Genomic DNA, 17,462 nt, shown 5'->3' with positions numbered 1-17,462 from the left:
ACGCTTGCTTCGCCGGCGGATGCCGGCCGTCTGTCGCACATAAAAAAAATCGATGGCCCTGAAGGGGCGTTTTGGGATGTAAAAACCGGGGATGATCCGCCGCAGCCGAGGCTGCGCCGGGAGATCGCTTTACGGATATTCAGGTTAACTCACAACAATAATGACCACACAATCTTGTTCCGCGTTGCTGCCTCTGAAAGTTATCGCCACCGGGGCGGCGTTGCCGCCAAACCGCGTGGAATCCTCCGCGCTGGACCGTCTGCTGCGCAAACCGGCCGGCTACGTCGAAAAACGCTCCGGCATTATTCACCGCTTTCACGCCGCGGATGACGCCAGCCAGGCCGAGCTGGCCGCCGCCGCGCTGCAAAACGCCTTAACCCGTTGCGATATCGCCGCGCAGTCTATCGATCTGCTGATTTCTGCATCGGCGATATCGGTGCAGGCGCTGCCTTGCACCGCCGCGCACATCCTCAAGGTGGCCGGGTTGGCGCCGGGCACCGCCGGTTTCGACATCAACAGCAGCTGCGTCAGCTTTATCTCCGCGCTGCAGGTGGCCGCCGGCTTGCTGAACGCCGGCACCTACCGGCGCATCGCCATCGTCTCGGCGGACCTGGCTTCGCGCGGCATCGACTGGGAGCACGAAGAGTCCTCGCTGATTTTTGGCGACGGGGCGGCCTGCGCCATCGTGGAGCGCGGCGACGGCGCCAGCGGCATTCTGGCGAGCCTGGTGGAAACCTATCCCGAAGGCAGCGAGCTGTGCGAGATCCGCGCCGGCGGCACCAGGCGCAACCCGCGCGCCGGCATGACCGGCAGCGACTTCCTGTTTCATATGCAGGGCAAACCGCTGTTCCGCCAGGCGTCGGCGCTGATCGAGGGCTACCTGGCCCGGCTGCTGGCGGCCAGCGGGCTGACGCTGGCGCAGATAGCGACCGTGGTGCCGCATCAGGCGAGCCATCTTTCGCTGGAGCATATGCGCAAGCGGCTGCACGTCTCCAGTGAGGCGCTGGTGGATATTTACCGCTATCACGGCAATCAGGTGGCGGCGTCGATCCCCACGGCGCTGCATGCCGCGGTGACCGACGGCCGTTTTAACCCCGGCAAGCCGGTGATGCTGATCGGCACCGCCGCCGGGCTGTCGCTGGCCGGCATGGTGCTGTTGCCATGAAGGTGCTGGTCACCGGGGCCACCAGCGGGCTGGGGCGCAACGCGGCGCAGTGGCTGCTGGAGGCGGGCCATCAGGTGCGCGCCACCGGGCGCGACCGGCATGCCGGCGAGGCGCTGCGGCAGCTGGGGGCCGAGTTCAGTCCGCTGGATCTGGCCGAGGCCACGGCGGAACAGTGCCGGCAGTTGGTGAACGGCTGCGATTGGGTCTGGCACTGCGCGGCCAAATCCGCGCCCTGGGGCAGCAAAGCGGAGTTTTATCAGGCCAACGTGGCCGCGACGGAGAAACTGGCGGAGGCGGCGGGCCGCTGCGGCGTGCGGCGCTTTGTCCATATTTCCACGCCGGCTGTCTATTTTGATTTCAGGCCCCATCAGGATATTGAGGAAACCTACCGCGCCCGGCGCTTCGCCAACCATTACGCCGCCAGCAAATATGCCGCGGAGCAGCAGCTGCGCGCGCGGGTGCCGCGCTACCCGCAGACCGCCTACGTTATTTTGCGCCCCAGGGGCCTGTTCGGCCCGCATGACCGGGTGATTGTTCCGCGTCTGTTGCGGCAGCTCGATCGCGATCGCGGCGTGCTGCGCCTGCCGGGAGGCGGCAAAGCGCTGCTGGATCTGACCTTCGTGCTGAACGTGGTGCATGCGATGGATCTGGCCAGCCGCCGGCGGCAGCTGCCTTCAGGTGCGGCCTATAACATTACCAATCATCAGCCGCAGCGGCTGGCGGACATGCTGGATTCGCTGCTGCGCGGCCAGCTGGGTCTGCGCTATCGGCTGCAGGCGGTGCCTTATCCGCTGCTGCACCTGCTGGCCGGAGGGCTGGAGCTGGCGGCGCGGTTTACCGGCAAAGAGCCGTTGCTGACGCGCTATAGCGTGGCGGCGGTGCATTACGACATGACGCTGAGCCGGGCTCGCGCGGTGGAGGAGTTGGGTTACCGGCCACGCTATTCGATGGAGGAGGGGATCCGCCTGACCGGCGAGTGGCTCAACCTGCAGGGAGGTGTGGCGCATGGCTAAGGTGACCGCCTTTGAGGTGGGCTACTGCACCCATATTGGCTGCATGGCGTTGCGCGGCGCCGGATTCCGCGTCTGCAAATTCCCGGCCCGTGCCTATCTGCTGGAGGTGGGTGAACGCCGCTGGCTGTGGGATACCGGCTATGCGCGCTATTTTCAGCAGCAGACGCAGACGGGTATTTTCCGCATCTATCGGCAGATGACGCCGGTGTACTTCGATCCCGCCGAATCGCTGGCGCAGCAGCTGAGCGCCGCCGGCTATGCCGCCAATGACATTCAGGCGCTGATTGTTTCGCATTTTCATGCCGATCACATTGCCGGGCTGCGCGACTTCGCTCATCTCGATTTTATCTGCTCCGGCGAGGGCTGGCGGCAAACCCGCGAGTTGCGGGGCTTTGCCGCCTTGAAACGCGCCTTTATCCCCGGCCTGATCCCCGAAGGCTTTGAAAGCGGTCTGCAGTTTATCGAGGCGTTTGCGCAGACCAGCCTGCCTGCGCTGTTGGCGCCTTTCGACCGGGGCTATGCGCTGCCGGGCAGCGAAGGGCAGATCGTGCTGGTGCCATTGCCCGGCCATGCGGCCGGCCACCTTGGCGCCTTTATTCTCACCGACGGCGGTTGGACGCTGCTGGCCAGCGACGCGGCCTGGTCGCCGCTGAGCTATCAGCAACTGCGCGGCCCCTCCGCGCTGGCGAATCTGGTGATGGACGACGCTAAAGCCTACTACCGCACGCTGGAGCGGCTGAACCAGCTGTGGGCGAGCGGCAACGCGGAAATTCTGCTGTGCCACGAGGGGGACTTATGATCCCGCTGCTGACGCTGTGGCACTATTTCCGCGCCCGCCGCCTGAGGTTTCGCGATCGCCAGGCGCTGGAGGCGCATCAGGCGCGGCGGTTGAAGAAGTTTTCCCGGCGGGTGCTGGCGCGAAGCCCTTATTTCAGGCCCTACAGCCGGCGGCCGATCGGCGCCTGGCCGCTGATGGACAAAGCGCTGATGATGGCGGAGTTCGACCGGATGAATACCGCCGGATTGCAGCGTGACGCGTTGCTGGCCTGCGCCCAACGCAGCGAACTGGAGCGGGATTTCAGCCCGAAAATCGGCAAATACAGCGTGGGGTTGTCGTCGGGAACCTCGGGCCGGCGCGGCATTTTTGTCGTCAGCCCGCGTGAGCAGCGGGTGTGGGCCGGCGGCATGCTGGCGAAAATGCTGCCGGACGGCCTGTTCGCCGGCGAGCGCGTCGCGCTGTTTCTGCGGGCGGACAACAACCTGTACCACAGCGTGAACAACCGCTGGCTGAGCCTGGCGTTTTACGATCTGTTCGCTCCCTTCGCCGCGCAATTGCCGCAGCTGGAACGGCAGGCGCCGACCATTATCGTGGCGCCGGCGCAGGTGCTGCGCGCCCTGGCGCTGGCGGTGCAGGCCGGGCAGATCCGGCTGGCGGTCAAAAAAGTGATTTCGGTGGCGGAGGTGTTGGAGGAACAGGATCGGCGGCTGCTGGCGCAGGTGTTTCCGGCGGTAGGCGAGGTGTATCAGGCGACGGAAGGTTTTCTGGCCGCCAGCTGTTCGCACGGCACTCTGCATCTGAACGAGGAGTTTCTGCATATCGAACCGCAGTGGATAGACGAGCAGCGTTTTACGCCGCTGATCACCGATTTTACCCGCAGCACTCAGCCAATCGTGCGTTATCGGTTGGACGACGTGCTGGTGCGGCGGGCGGAACCTTGCCCCTGCGGGCAACCGACAATGGCGCTTGCCCGCATTGAAGGGCGGCGGGACGACCAACTGGTTTTACCCAATGTGCGGCAGCAGCCGCAGGTGGTGTTTGCCGATCTGTGTAGCCGCGCGATCGCCAACGCGCTGCCGCTGAGCTGCGACTACCGGCTGATTCAGCACGGTGAACGGCGCCTGCAGCTGCTGGCCGACTGCAGCACGGAACAATTGGCGCACTGCCAGGCGCAGCTCAGCGCGCTGTTTGCACGCCAGGGCATCGCCGCTGACCGTCTGGAGTGGCAGCTGACGACGCAGGCGGTGATGCCGCAGTTCGACAGCAAGCGGCGGCGAATTATTCGCCAGGCGGTGGCATGATGAAAACGCTGCCGTATCGGCTGTGGCAGATGTTGCTGGGCTGGGGGCTGGTCGGGGTGATTTATACCTGCACCGATCGCCTGCAGGGGGCGGGCGCCGTGATCCCGCCATCGGCTATCGACCGTTGGATCCCGTTTAACCCGGCGGCCATTTGGCTGTATCTGTCGTTTTTTATCATTATTCCGCTCGGTTACCTGCTGGCGCCGGTGGGCCGGGTCAGGTGGCTGGCCGCCGCAATGCAGCTGACCGCATTGAGCGCCGGGGCGGTGTATCTGCTGTGGCCCACCACCATGACTTACCCGGCGGACGGCGGTACGGGCCTCAGTTCACGGCTGTTGGCGGCGCTGAGCGCGGTGGACTCGCGGCAAAATTGCCTGCCTTCGCTGCATATGGCGCTGACGGTATTGGCGGTGTGGGCGCTGAGCGACCGAAGGCGTAAGCTGAGGACGGCGTTATTTATCCTGTGGGCGTTGGCGATTGCGTTTTCCATTTTGCAGCTGCGCCGCCACCTGTTGATTGATCTGGTGAGCGGGGCGCTGCTGGCGCTGTTCGTCGGCTGGCTGGTGCAGCGCGCGTTAAGCGCGCGCAGAGAGAACGTGAAAGGAGAAATAGGATGAGCAGTCTGGCGATGCCGATAGTGTTCATGCTGTTTGTGGTGGTGGGCGAGGCGCTGGTGTTGCAGTGGGTGCAGCGTCGGCAGGTCAACTGGCACGATCTGGTGTTCAACCTGAATTCCGGCCACATCATGCTGTGGCTGTTCCGCGGGCTGGAAATCACCTGCTACGGCTACGTGGCCGCGCACTTCAGCCTGGGCCTGCTGGATGCCTGGCCGCCGTTGCTGATGTGGCTGTTTGCGCTGCTGGCGTGGGACTTCGGTTTTTACTGGCTGCACCGCTTGCACCACCATCTGCGGGTGCTCTGGGCGGTGCACCTGGTGCACCATCAGGGCGAGCACTTTAATCTGTCGCTGGGGGTGCGCAACTCTTGGTATTCATCGCTGACCTCGATCCCGTTCTTCTTGCTGCTGGCGCTGTTGGGCGTGCCGCTGTCGGTCTTTGTCACGGTCTCGATTCTGCATTACAGCATTCAGCTGTTTAACCACAATGCGCTGACGCCGCGGCTTGGCGTGTTGGAAAAAATCCTGGTCACGCCGGCCCACCACCGGGTGCATCACGTCAAAGATCTGGCCTATTCGAACAAGAACTTCGGCGGCAGCTTTATCTTTTGGGACAAACTGTTCGGCACCTTTTGCCCCAGCCTGCCGGATAAGCCGTTCGTTTACGGCGTCAGCGGCGATAAATCGTCCGCCAATCCGTTTTGGGCGAGTAATCTGCCGTTCCTGTGCTATTTCCGTCTGGCCTGGCGCCCGGCGCCGGGCCGGCCGCGCGACCGCCGTTCGGCGCTCAGCGTCTTCAGCGGCGCCATGCTGTTGTTCTCGCTGGTGGTCGGTTACGTCTACCAATACGGTTATGGTTACGGCGACATCAGCTGGCCGCAAATGGCACTGCTGGTGCTGCTGGCGTTGGGCTCGGTGGCGCTGGGCGGCATGACGGAAGGGCGGCCGTGGGCGAGCGCCGTCTGGCTGCTGATCGCGCTGGGCATGCCACTGCTGTTTATCGGCTATCTTGGCTGGCCACAGCGCTATTGGCATATCGCCATGGCCGCCGTGGCGCTGCATGCCCTGTGCGTGGCGCTGGGCTGGGGGCGAGTGGCTGCACCGGCCGCTGTGGAGGAACCGCATGGCTGAATCATTACCGCCGCTGCATTTCCCCTCCGATGGCGAGCAGGCGTTTCATCGCGATCTTAAGCGCGCGGCGCACGCCTGCCTGGCGGGCGATCATCGCTATGCCGATACCGCGCGGCTGGCCAAGGCCGCGCTGTTGCTGGCGCTGTGCGTCGGGTTTTATGCCCTGAGCCTGATGCAGCATCAGCCCTGGGCGTTTTTCCTCTGCTATTTCCTGTTCGTGGCCATGGGCATGCTGCTCAACGTCAACGTCAATCACGATGCTTCGCATAACGCCTTCTTGCGCGCGCCCTGGGCCAATCGCCTGGTGGGGCGGTTGGTGACGCTGCCGCTGGGGGTGGATCCGGATTACTGGCGGGTGCGCCACGTGGCCTTCCATCATCTCTATGCCAACGTCGAACACTACGATCTGGACACCGAAGAGAACGGCTTTTTCCGCCAGACGCCGTTCCAGCGCTGGCGGCCGCATATGCGCTATCAGCATCTGTACTGGCCGCTGATCGCCGCGCTCTCGCTACCCTACATCGCGTGGATTTTCGATTGGTCCGATCGGCTCGATAAAACGCCGCTGCGGGAAAAACGCGTGCTGGCGGGGCGCGGCGGTTGGGCGCTGTTCGTGCTGTGCAAATTGCTCCATGTGGCGCTGGTGCTGGTGGTGCCGCTGATCCTGTGCCACCTGCACGGCATCGGTTGGGGCTGGGTGCTGCTGGCCTATGCGATCGGCCAGATGTGCGCCTCGCTGCTGGTGGTGTTCCTGCTGTTGGGGACCCACTGGGCGCAGGCCGAGTTTTATTCGCCGCCGGCGGGCGACAGCATGCCCCACGGCTGGTACCGCCATAATTTCGCCACCGCCTGCGACTGGCAGACCTCGCCGCGCTGGTTGAATCACCTGACCGGCGGCCTGAACTATCACCTGACCCATCACCTGTTCCCGGGCTGGAATCATCGCCACTATCCGGCGCTGGCCGCGATAGTGGGGCGGCTGGCGGCGCAGCACGGCATGGATTACCGCTGCATCGATTACCGTACGCTGCTGGCGCAGCAGCAACAGTTTTTACGCCGGATGGGGCAGCCATGAAATCGCTGCGCCCACTGGCGTATCGGCGCGACGACGCCGGTTTGCACCGCGCACTGATGCAGGCTGCGCAGGCCTATCTGGCCGACAATCGGGACCACCGCTTCGCCGACGGCGGCATGTTGGCGAAGGTTGTGCTGCTGCTGGCGCTGTGCGCGCTCTGTTATTGCCTGAGCCTGCGGCAGCAGAGCGGTTGGGCATTTTTCGCCTGCTATTTCGGTTTTATTTTTACCGGTATGTTCCTGACGGTGAACGTGGTGCACGACGCGTCGCACAACGCGTTTTTCCGCCGGCCCTGGGCCAACCGCTGGCTTAATGGCGTGGTGAGCGTTCCGCTGGGGCTGGATCCCGATTGCTGGCGGGTGCGGCACGTTATTTTTCATCATGCGCACAACAACATCGAGCACTACGATCCGGATATCGACGCCAATGGGGTGCTGCGGCAGACGCCGTTTCAGCGCTGGCGGCCCGTGATGCGCGCACAGCGATTTTATTGGCCGCTGGTGGCGGCGATGACCTTCCCGTATTACATCTGGCTGTTCGACTGGCTGGATCGCGCGGGGAAAACCCGGGTGGCGGCGCGGATGGCGCAACGGGGTGCGCGCGGCTGGGGCGCCTTTCTGGCGGGCAAAGTTTCGCACCTGGCGTTGGCGCTGGCGATCCCATGCTCTCTGTTGCCGCCGGCGATCGGCGTGGGGCAAGTCCTGCTGATTTATCTGCTGAGCCAGATGCTGTCTTCCCTGCTGTTCGTGATGCTGATCATCGGCACTCACTGGGCCAAGGCGAATTTCTACCAGGCGCCGGCGCAGGGAGCGATGCCGCATGGGTGGTACCACCACGTGTTCGCCACCACCTTCGACTGGCTGACCCGGCCGCGCTGGCTGGGTTACTGGCTGGGCGGGGCCAACCTGCACCTGACGCACCACCTGTTCCCGCACTGGAGCCACCGGCATTATCCGGCGCTGAGCCGCATCATCAGCGAGGTAGCGCCGCGTTTCGGCATCGATTACCGGCTATTGGAGCTGGAAGAGCTGCTGCGGCTGCAACAGCGTTTTCTCAGCGCGATGGGGCGCAAGCCGGACTAGCCTTTTCCCACATCGATTGCCGGATCTGCGAAGCGTTGCCGGATCCGGCGTTGGTCTTCGACGACATGGAGCGCCTGGCGCTAATGCGACTTCATCCCCGCGGCGGTCATCAACAGGCGGAACAGCGAGGCGACGGCGAACAGCCCCAGCACGCTGGCGCTCCAGATGATCACCAGCCAGCCGACGCGTTTCCACCAGGGGGCCGGTACAGATGCGGTTTTATCTTGCATGCTTGCCTCCCTCATCAGTGATAGCCATGTTCATGGCTGACCTTGCCGCGGAACACGTAGTAGCTCCAGAAGGTATAAACCAGAATGATCGGGATGATAAACAGCGCGCCCACCAGCATAAAGCCGAGGCTTTGCGGCGGTGCGGCGGCGTCCCACAGGCTGATGGACGGCGGGATCAGCAGCGGCCAGATGCTGATGCCCAGGCCGCTCAGGCCGAGAAACACCAGCAACAGGGTCAGCATAAACGGCGAATAGTGCGCGCCGCGCTTCACCCCGCGCTGGATGCCCCAGGCGCTGAGCAACACCAGCACCGGCACCGGCAGCAGCCAGAACAGGTTCGGCAGCGTGAACCAGCGGCTGCCGATCTCCGGATGGGCGATCGGCGTCCAGATGCTGACCGCCGCCAGCACCAGCAGCAGGGTTATCAGCAGCGGCGTCGCCAGGCGATACATGCGCGCCTGCAGGTCGCCGGCGGTTTTCATCACCAGCCAGGTGCAGCCGAGCAGGGCGTAGGTCACCACCAGCCCCAGCCCGCAGAACAGCGCGAACGGCGTCAGCCAATCCAGCGCGCCGCCGGCATAGCTGCGGCCGTTAACCGGGAACCCGTTAATGATGGCGCCGACCACCACCCCCTGGCTAAAGGTGGCGAAGATGGACCCCCAGATAAACGCCTTATCCCAGATATGGCGTTTTTCCGCCGTGGCCTTGAAGCGGAACTCGAAGGCCACGCCGCGGAAAATCAGCCCGAACAGCATCAGGGTCAGCGGAATCGCCAGGGCGTCGAGGATCACCGAATAGGCCAGCGGGAAGGCGCCAAACAGCGCCGCGCCGCCCAGCACCAGCCAGGTCTCGTTGCCGTCCCACACCGGAGCGACGGTGTTCATCATCACGTCACGGTCACCGCTGTCTTTCACCCACGGGAACAGGATGCCAATACCCAAATCAAAACCGTCCATCACCACGTACATCATGGTGCTGAACACGATGATCACAAACCAAATCAACGGAAGATCGATGCCCATGTTCAGCTCCTGTCGTCCAAGGTGTCTTTAACTGCGGAGAGCGGGCGCGCCGGCCGGCCTTCGGTGTCGTCTTCATGCGGTTCATGCCGCTGCGGCCCTTTGCGGATCAGGCGCATCATGTAGGAGTAACCCACGCCGAACACCGAGCAGTAAACGATGATAAACGCCAGCAGGCTGATGCTCATATGCAGGTCGCCATGCGCCGAAACCGCATCCTTGGTGCGCAGCAGGCCGTACACCACCCAGGGCTGGCGGCCAATCTCGGTAGTGAACCAGCCCGCCAGCAGCGCCAGCAGCCCGGACGGCCCCATCCATAGAATGAAGTACAGGAACGGCCTGGAGTGATACAGCCCGCCGCGCCAGCGCAGCCACAGGCTCCATACTCCGGCCAGGATCATCAGCATGCCCAGCGCCACCATGACGCGGAACGACCAGAACACCACGGTGGAGTTTGGACGATCTTCCGGCGGGAAGGATTTCAGCGCCGGCACTTGCTCGGTCAGGCTGTGAGTCAGGATCAGGCTGCCGAGGTAGGGCACTTCCAGCTTGAAGCGCGTTTCTTCACGCTGCATGTCCGGCCAGCCGAACAGGATCAGCGGGGTGGCTTCTCCCGGCGGGTTTTCCCAGTGGCCTTCGATGGCGGCGATCTTCGCCGGCTGATGTTTCAGGGTATTCAGCCCGTGGGCGTCGCCGATCAATGCCTGCACCGGCGCCACGATCAACGCCATCCACATCGCCATCGACAGCATCTTGCGCATCGCCGGGGTATCGCGGCCGCGCAGCAGGTGCCAGGCGGCGGAGGCGCCGACGAAGAACGCCGAGGACAGGAAGGCGGCGGTGGACATATGCAACAGGCGATACGGGAACGACGGGTTGAAGATAACCTTCAGCCAGTCGACCGGCACCACCTGGCCGTTGATGATCTCATGCCCCTGCGGCGTTTGCATCCAGCTGTTGGAGGCCAGGATCCAGAAGGTGGAAATCAGGGTGCCCAGCGCCACCATGCAGGTAGCGAAAAAGTGCAGGCCCGGGCCGACGCGGTTCCAGCCGAACAGCATCACGCCGAGGAAGCCGGCTTCGAGGAAGAAGGCGGTCAGCACTTCATAGGTCAGCAGCGGCCCGGTAATGCTGCCGGCAAACTCCGAGAAGAAGCTCCAGTTGGTGCCGAATTGGTAGGCCATCACCAGGCCGGAAACCACGCCCATGCCGAAGTTGACGGCAAAGATTTTCGACCAGAAGTGGTACAGATCGCGGTAGGCTTCATTGTGCGTTTTCAGCCACAGCCCTTCCAGCACCGCCAGGTAACTGGCGAGTCCGATGGTGATGGCGGGAAAAATGATATGAAAAGACACGGTGAAGGCGAACTGTATTCTGGCAAGTTCCAGTGCATCAAGACCCAGCATGGCGCCTCCTTGGGTTGGACATAAAATAACCTCTTGAGTATAGCTGTAATTTTTGTGTGGAAAGCTTGGCGTTAAGTTAAGCACGGAGTACAGTGCCTATAATAGTGACAGTTATTTTACTTTTTTATATAACAGTTTAGGGTTATGACCAGATACGAGCAGCTTGCGCAGCAGATTAGAGAACAGATCCAAAACCGGGTGTGGCGAGCGGGGGACAAGCTGCCCTCGCTGCGCGAGAGCGGTAAGCGCGCCGGTTTGAGCCTGATGACGGTGGTGCAGTCCTATCAGCTGCTGGAAAGCCAGGGCTGGATCGTCGCTCGCCCGCAGTCCGGGTATTATGTGGCGGCGCGTCCGCAGCCTCTGCCGGAGCCGGCGCGCGGCGAAAAGCTGCTGCTGAGCGAGCAGGTGGATATCAACACCTTTATTTTCGACGTATTGCAGGCCAGCCAGGATCCGGAGATAGTCCCGTTCGGTTCGGCGTTTCCCGACGCCACCCTGTTCGCCCAGCCCAGGCTGGCGCGTGCGCTGAGCAGCGTGGCGCGCAAGTTCACCCCGCACAGCTCGCTGGCCAATCTGCCGCCCGGCAACGATGCGCTGCGCCGCCACATTGCCCAGCGCTATGCGCTGAGCGGTATGCAGGTGGCGCCGGATGAAATCGTCATTACCGCCGGGGCGATGGAGTCGCTGAGCCTCAGCCTGCAGGCGGTGACCCAGCCGGGCGACTATGTGGCGATAGAGTCGCCGGCGTTTTACGGCGCGCTGCAGGCGTTGGAGCGTTTGCGGCTGAAGGCGGTGGCGATCGCCACTCACCCGCAGGACGGCATCGATCTGGATGCGCTGCAGCAGGCGGTGGATCAGTACCCGATCAAGGCCTGCTGGCTGATGACCCACTTCCAGAACCCGCAGGGCGCCAGCATGTCGGACGACAACAAGCGGCGGCTGGTGGCGCTCTTGCGTGAGCGGCAGATTACGCTGATCGAAGACGACGTTTACGGCGAGCTGTATTTCAGCGCAGAACGGCCGCTGCCGGCCAAAGCGCTGGACAGCGGCGGCCAGATCCTGCACTGCTCGTCGTTCTCCAAATGCCTGGCGCCGGGTTTTCGCGTCGGTTGGGTGGCGGCGGGGCGTTATGCCCAGCAGATCCAGCGGCTGCAGCTGATGAGCACCGTTTCCACCAGCGTGCCGACCCAAATGGCGCTGGCCGACTACCTGCTGCACGGCGGCTATGATACCCATCTGCGGCGGCTGCGCCGTTTGCTGGCCCAGCGGCAGAGCGTGATGCGCCAGGCGATCGCCCATCACTTCCCGCCGACGGTCAAAGTCAGCCAGCCCGACGGCGGCTATTTCCTGTGGCTGGAGCTGGAGCCGGCGCTGTCGTCGATGGAGCTGTACCGGCAGGCGCTGGCGCAGGGCGTCAGCATCGCGCCGGGGCGGATGTTCACCACCGGCGACCATTTCAACCACTGTTTCCGCCTCAACGCCTCTTTTGAATGGCACGACCGGTTTGAAGAGGCGATCAAGACTTTAGCGAAATTAATCCGCCAGTTGGAACCGGCCCGTTGAGCCGCCCTCGGTTTTTTCTGACTAACAAAACTTTGACATCGGCAGTCGCGCACATGCTTAATAACTAAACATCGGCCACTTTAGCGTCGGTGGTGAAAAGTTATCCATGCTCGCTTTCAGCGGAGGCCGGGCATAAGGTTTACCACGGATTTTGGTGCCGTTGTTTCTTTCCCTACAACATAAATAAATGGACTTAGTTATGCTTAATCAAACGCGGATTATGCCGCTCGCCGTCAGCCTTTTGTCCTTAGCCTGCGGCCATGCGATGGCCGCGCCATCGCCCTATAGCAACTTCATCGTCTTCGGCGACAGCCTCAGCAGTTCTGGACAGGTCGCGGATCCCGGCGGCCCGGCAGGGTCTTCTTACCGGGCGACCAACCGTACCGGACCCGTCTACCTGGACGGCAGCGGGGAAGCCTATGCCGCTGTCGCCCCGCAATTACTGGGTGCGAGGCTTGGGTTCTCGGCCGATCAGCTTGCCGGCTCAACCTCGGCCGCTCGCGCCCGAGAAGGCTTGCCTGATGGCAATAACTGGGCGGTTGGCGGCTATCGCACCGATCAGATCCTTGATTCGATTACCTCCACTTCGGCGGTCGACGGCCGTAGTCGACCCGGTTATCTGCCGTCCAACAACTTTCGTGCTGACCCGAAAGCCTTCTACTACCTGACGGGAGGGGCCAACGATTTCTACCAAGGGGGGGTCACCCGTCCCGACCAAGCCCCCGTCGCCGCCGGACGGCTGGTCGACAGCGTACAAGCCTTGCAACAGGCCGGTGCCCGTTACATCATGGTGTGGCTGTTGCCGGATCTTGGCCTAACCCCGTTGCTCAACGGCGGGCCTCTGCAAACGTTCACCTCTCTGCTCAGCGCTCAGTTCAACACTGAACTGATTCGGCAGTTGCGCGGGGTCGATGCAGAGGTTATTCCTCTCAACGTCCCAGCGCTTTTGAAAGAGGCCTTCGCCAATCCGGGGCAGTTCGGTTTGGCTACTGACCAGGACCTCATCGCCACCTGCTTCACTGGCAGAGGCTGCAGGGAAAACGCCCGTTACGGCATTCATAGCGCCACGCCGGACCCGAGTAAGTTGATCTACAACGACGCCGTTCACCCCACCGAAGCCGGGCAACGGCTGATTGCCGATTACGCTTATTCTCTGTTGGCGGCGCCCTGGGAAATCACCCTGCTGCCGGAAATGGCCCATGGCATCCTGCGCGCGCATCAGGACGAGTTACGCAACCAATGGCAGGCTGATTGGCAAAGCTGGCAGAGCGTTGGCCAATGGCGCGCGATCGCCGCCGCAGGCGGCCAGCGCCAGGATTTCGACAGCCAGCGCAGCGCGGCCGGCGCCGACGGCAATGGTTACAGCCTGAACATCGGCGGCAGCTATCGGCTCGACGAGGCCTGGCGAGTCGGGGTACTGGCCGGCAGCTATCGGCAGAAGCTCGAAGCGGGCAACAGCGGCTCGGACTATAAGCTCAACAGCTACCTGGGAACCGCCTTTGTGCAGTACCAGCAAAGCCGCTGGTGGGCTGATGCGGCAGCTACCGCAGGGCGTCTGGACTACGCCGGCCTCAAACGCAGGTTCGCTCTGGGCACCAACGAACGGCAGGAAACGGGCGACACCGACGGCAATATCCTGGCCTTCGGCGCGCGCCTGGGCTACGACATTGCGCAGCAGGCCGACGGCATCTGGCACCTGTCGCCGTTCATCAGCGCAGACTATGCGCGGGCCAAGGTTGATGGCTACGCTGAAAACGGCAAAGACGCCACCGCTCTGGCCTTCGATGAGCAGAGACGCAGTTCACGGCGCTTGGGCATCGGTTTGCAGGGCAAATATCAGGTCACCCCGCAAACCCAGCTATTCGGCGAAATTGCCCATGAAAAGGAATATGAGGACCATGCGCAGAAGCTGACCATGGCCCTGAACAGCCTGCCGGATAATCGCTACACTCTGGAAGGCTATGCCCCGCAGAGCAGCCTGAACCGTCTGAGCCTTGGAGTCAGACACGCGCTTACCCAGGATCTGGCCTTACACGCCGGCTACAACATCCGCAAGGACGGCGATTTCACCCAACAAGGCATCAGCCTCGGGGCCAGCCTCGACTTCTAAACCGCAGGCGCTGCCCCTTAAGGAGGCAGCGTTTTTTATTTATGTGTTTGATTTTACTGTTTCATCGGCGAAGCCCCAGAGCGGAGCCTTAGCGAAACTAATCCGGCGGCCCGATCGCACAGGCTGAACGCTACTGCCGCTCCGGCAGCGCAATAGAAAAACTCATAATGCTTTTTCCGGCAATAGAATGCCGGTTTCGTTGTTAGACAGCTCTCGGGCCGCCGATTACTCTGCGATAAATTTTGTCACATTTATCAACGGGTAAACGAGGGGCTGTGGGTGAGCAGAATAAAAAATAATATAAACAAACTGTTGCAAAATCGGTTGGCGCCGCTGGCGCTGGCCTGTGCGTTGGGCATGGCATTCGGCGCGCAGGCGCAAACGCTGGCCGAAGGCATCACGCCGGCCGCCGATGCCGGCCTGGTACCGGCGGCTGCCAAGCTGCGCAAGGACACCGTCGTTGCCGGCATTCTGGAACCACAGGGCATTTTCAACCCTTACCTGTTCACCAACGGCTGGGACGAAAACGTCACCGACGTGATCTTCAGCCGTCTGATCGGTCTGGACAGCCAGGGCAAGCCGGTGGGGCGCTTGGCGGAGTCCTGGCAGGTCAGCCCCGATAATTTGACCTACACCATCAAACTGCGCTCCAACCTGGTCTACAGCGACGGCTCGCCGCTCAAGGCAGAGGATATCGCCTTTACCCTGACGCTGTTGCACGATCCGGCTTACGACGGTGAGACCGATATTACCCCAGCGCATATTCAGGGCGGCGACGCCTATAAAAACGGCGCGGCGGACAGCGTCAGCGGGTTGAAGGTGATCGACGATCGCACCATTCAGATAACCACTACTCAGGCGGGCGCCACCACGCTGCAATTGATCGGCGGGCCGGTGCTGTCCAAAGCCTATTACGGCAAAGACTACCGGCGCGGCAAACTCGACGGCGTACGTGCGCTGAGCGGTAAGCCGCTGGGCAACGGCCCGTATATTTACGATAAATACGTGCCGGGCCAGGAGATCCGCTTCCACGCCAACCCGAATTTTTACCTTGGCGCACCGCCGATGGCGCGCTTTATCTATCGCGTGACCAATCCGGCCACCAACTTCCAGCTGTTCCAGACCGGTGAAACCGACTACGACGCCTTCACCTCCAAACCGGACGATATCGAACAGCTGAAGCTGCTCGGTTTCGCCAACATCAACCTGTACGGTTCCAGCGATTACAGCCGCATCGATTTCAACCTGAAGCGCCCGGCGCTGCAGGACAAACGGGTGCGTCAGGCGCTGATCTACGGCCTGGATCGGCAGAAGCTGATTAGCGTGGTTTATCAGGGCTACGGCACGGTGGCCAATCAGCCGATCTCGCCGATCTCCTGGGCCTACGATGCGACCGGCATCAACCCTTACGCTTACGATCTCGAAAAGGCCAGGCGGCTGCTGGATGAAGCCGGTTGGAAGGCGGGGGCCGACGGCATTCGCCAGAAAGACGGCAAGAAACTGGAGCTGACGCTGTTGGTGACCAAAAAGCTGATTAACGATGCGTTGGTGCCGATCGCCAAGGACAACTACCGCCAGCTCGGCGTGGTGCTGAAGCCGCAGGTGTTGGACTTCAACGCGCTGCTGGCGCAGCGCAAAACCGGCAACTATGATCTGGCCTCCCTCAGCACCAGCACGCTGAACGATCCGCACGACGGGGTGCGCGACTTCATCAGCCGCGAGAGCGCAACCGGTTATAGCAATCCGCAGGTGGATGCGCTGATCGCCAAGGCCAACGCGACGCTGGATATCGAACAACGCAAGCCGCTGTATCACCAACTGTATCAGCTGCTGGCTGAGGATCCGCCGGTGATCCTGCTGGGCAACCGCAAGATCCTCAGCGCCAGCAGCGCACGCGTTACCGGCTTTAAGCCGGATATCTACAACGGCCTGGTCGGCAGCCTGCCGGATGTCAGGCTGGCCCAGTAACGGCAAGATACCGCCGTGCCGGCAAGGGCGGCGGTGACGGGACACCCCATGAGAAACTTTATCCTGCGCCGGCTGCTGCAAACCCTCCCCATGCTGCTGCTGGCCTCGCTGTTGATTTTCTTTATCTTCGCGCTGACGCCCGGCGATTTTATCGACGGCAATATCAACCTGACGGCGCAGCGTGCGGCGGAGCTGCGGGCGCTGTATGGGCTGGATCAGCCGCTGTTTACCCGCTACCTGCACTGGTTGGGGCAGCTGCTGCGCGGCGATCTTGGCTTCTCGCTGCAGTACCAGATCCCGGTCAGCACGCTGCTGAATCAGTATATCTGGAACTCCTTCCTGCTGGCGTCGGTGGCGCTGGTGCTTTATTGGGGCATTGCGCTGGCGGTCGGGGTGGCGTCGGCCATGAGGCCATACTCGCTGTTCGATCATCTGGTGACGGTGGCGGTGTTCGGCGCCATGTCGTTCCCAACCTTTTTCCTCTGCCTGTTGCTGATCAAATGGTTCGCCGTCGATCTGCACTGGCTGCCGGCGGGCGGCATGCTGCGTACCGGCAGCGAGGCCACCGGCCTTGCCTGGGCGCTGGAGGTGGCGGCGCATCTGCTGCTGCCGGTGCTGGCGTTAGTGATGTTGCAGGCCGGTACCCTGACGCGCTATTTCCGCGCCAGCATGCTGGACGTGATCCGTATGGACTATATCCGCACCGCGCGCGCCAAAGGCTTGCGCGAGAAAACGGTGATCCTGCGGCACGCGCTGCGCAATGCGCTGCTGCCGATCATCACCCTGCTGGGGTTTGAGCTGCCGGCGCTGTTTTCCGGCGCGCTGATCACCGAGAAAATCTTCAACTGGCCGGGTGCCGGGCATATTCATATCGATTCGCTGGCGGCGCGCGACTACCCGGTGCTGATGGGCTTCACGCTGTTTCTGGCGGTGCTGACCATTCTCGGCAACCTGCTGGCGGACATCCTGTACGCCTATGCCGATCCGCGTATTCGTTTGAGGTAA

15 protein-coding genes are annotated in these 17,462 nt (G+C 62.5%); 12 read left to right on the top strand and 3 right to left on the bottom strand.

Annotated elements, in window-relative coordinates:
• Positions 1-160 precede the first annotated feature (160 nt).
• The 8 genes from KHA73_RS14195 to KHA73_RS14160 are packed head-to-tail and all read left to right on the top strand — an operon-like array spanning position 161 to position 8,161.
• On the top strand, positions 161-1,165 hold the full coding sequence (locus tag KHA73_RS14195) for a 3-oxoacyl-[acyl-carrier-protein] synthase III C-terminal domain-containing protein (RefSeq protein WP_234584984.1): 1,005 nt from the start codon (positions 161-163) through the stop codon (positions 1,163-1,165).
• Positions 1,162-2,178: an NAD-dependent epimerase/dehydratase family protein gene (locus KHA73_RS14190; protein WP_234584983.1), complete on the top strand. Its 1,017-nt coding sequence runs from the start codon at positions 1,162-1,164 to the stop codon at positions 2,176-2,178. Before KHA73_RS14195 ends, KHA73_RS14190 begins: the two co-directional genes overlap by 4 nt.
• Positions 2,171-2,977, top strand: coding sequence for an MBL fold metallo-hydrolase (locus KHA73_RS14185; RefSeq protein WP_234584982.1), 807 nt, complete (start codon positions 2,171-2,173; stop codon positions 2,975-2,977). The genes KHA73_RS14190 and KHA73_RS14185 overlap by 8 nt, the downstream gene beginning before the upstream one ends.
• A complete protein-coding gene (locus tag KHA73_RS14180; protein ID WP_234584981.1) occupies positions 2,974-4,257 on the top strand; it encodes a F390 synthetase-related protein in 1,284 nt (427 codons plus the stop codon). The genes KHA73_RS14185 and KHA73_RS14180 overlap by 4 nt, the downstream gene beginning before the upstream one ends.
• Positions 4,257-4,874 (top strand): phosphatase PAP2 family protein, encoded by a 618-nt coding sequence (locus KHA73_RS14175; RefSeq protein WP_234591278.1) that lies wholly within the window; start codon positions 4,257-4,259, stop codon positions 4,872-4,874. The genes KHA73_RS14180 and KHA73_RS14175 overlap by 1 nt, the downstream gene beginning before the upstream one ends.
• Positions 4,871-6,004, top strand: a complete 1,134-nt coding sequence (locus tag KHA73_RS14170) for a sterol desaturase family protein (RefSeq protein ID WP_234584980.1) — start codon at positions 4,871-4,873, stop codon at positions 6,002-6,004. Before KHA73_RS14175 ends, KHA73_RS14170 begins: the two co-directional genes overlap by 4 nt.
• Positions 5,997-7,079, top strand: coding sequence for a fatty acid desaturase family protein (locus tag KHA73_RS14165; protein ID WP_234584979.1), 1,083 nt, complete (start codon positions 5,997-5,999; stop codon positions 7,077-7,079). The genes KHA73_RS14170 and KHA73_RS14165 overlap by 8 nt, the downstream gene beginning before the upstream one ends.
• The gene (locus tag KHA73_RS14160; protein ID WP_234584977.1) at positions 7,076-8,161 is read left to right on the top strand and encodes a fatty acid desaturase family protein; all 1,086 of its coding nucleotides are present in this window, start codon (positions 7,076-7,078) and stop codon (positions 8,159-8,161) included. The genes KHA73_RS14165 and KHA73_RS14160 overlap by 4 nt, the downstream gene beginning before the upstream one ends.
• 80 nt (positions 8,162-8,241) lie before the next feature.
• On the opposite strand, the gene KHA73_RS14155 is transcribed toward KHA73_RS14160, so the two are convergent.
• From KHA73_RS14155 to KHA73_RS14145, 3 genes are read right to left on the bottom strand one after another with little or no spacing between them, the layout of a single operon-like run.
• Positions 8,242-8,391 (bottom strand): DUF2474 domain-containing protein, encoded by a 150-nt coding sequence (locus KHA73_RS14155; RefSeq protein ID WP_234584975.1) that lies wholly within the window; start codon positions 8,389-8,391, stop codon positions 8,242-8,244.
• Between the two features lie 14 nt (positions 8,392-8,405).
• On the bottom strand, positions 8,406-9,413 hold the full coding sequence (gene cydB, locus KHA73_RS14150) for a cytochrome d ubiquinol oxidase subunit II (protein WP_234584974.1): 1,008 nt from the start codon (positions 9,411-9,413) through the stop codon (positions 8,406-8,408).
• Between the two features lie 2 nt (positions 9,414-9,415).
• Complete coding sequence (locus KHA73_RS14145; RefSeq protein WP_234584972.1) at positions 9,416-10,816, bottom strand: cytochrome ubiquinol oxidase subunit I; 1,401 nt, start codon at positions 10,814-10,816, stop codon at positions 9,416-9,418.
• A gap of 144 nt (positions 10,817-10,960) precedes the next feature.
• Between KHA73_RS14145 and KHA73_RS14140 the strand changes: the two genes are divergently transcribed.
• The 4 genes from KHA73_RS14140 to KHA73_RS14125 all read left to right on the top strand — a co-directional run bounded on the left by KHA73_RS14140 (position 10,961) and on the right by KHA73_RS14125 (position 17,462).
• A complete protein-coding gene (locus tag KHA73_RS14140; RefSeq protein ID WP_234584971.1) occupies positions 10,961-12,379 on the top strand; it encodes an aminotransferase-like domain-containing protein in 1,419 nt (472 codons plus the stop codon).
• A 187-nt stretch (positions 12,380-12,566) separates the two neighbouring features.
• Positions 12,567-14,489: an esterase EstP gene (gene estP / locus KHA73_RS14135; protein ID WP_314725795.1), complete on the top strand. Its 1,923-nt coding sequence runs from the start codon at positions 12,567-12,569 to the stop codon at positions 14,487-14,489.
• A gap of 357 nt (positions 14,490-14,846) precedes the next feature.
• On the top strand, positions 14,847-16,457 hold the full coding sequence (locus KHA73_RS14130; RefSeq protein ID WP_380737880.1) for an ABC transporter substrate-binding protein: 1,611 nt from the start codon (positions 14,847-14,849) through the stop codon (positions 16,455-16,457).
• Positions 16,458-16,505: 48 nt separating this feature from the next.
• Positions 16,506-17,462, top strand: coding sequence for an ABC transporter permease (locus KHA73_RS14125; RefSeq protein WP_234584968.1), 957 nt, complete (start codon positions 16,506-16,508; stop codon positions 17,460-17,462).

The sequence above is a fragment of the Serratia entomophila genome, from assembly GCF_021462285.1.
Taxonomy (GTDB): domain Bacteria; phylum Pseudomonadota; class Gammaproteobacteria; order Enterobacterales; family Enterobacteriaceae; genus Serratia; species Serratia entomophila.
The sequence above is the reverse complement of the archived record's forward strand: the minus strand, read 5'-3'. Positions and strand labels throughout refer to the sequence as shown.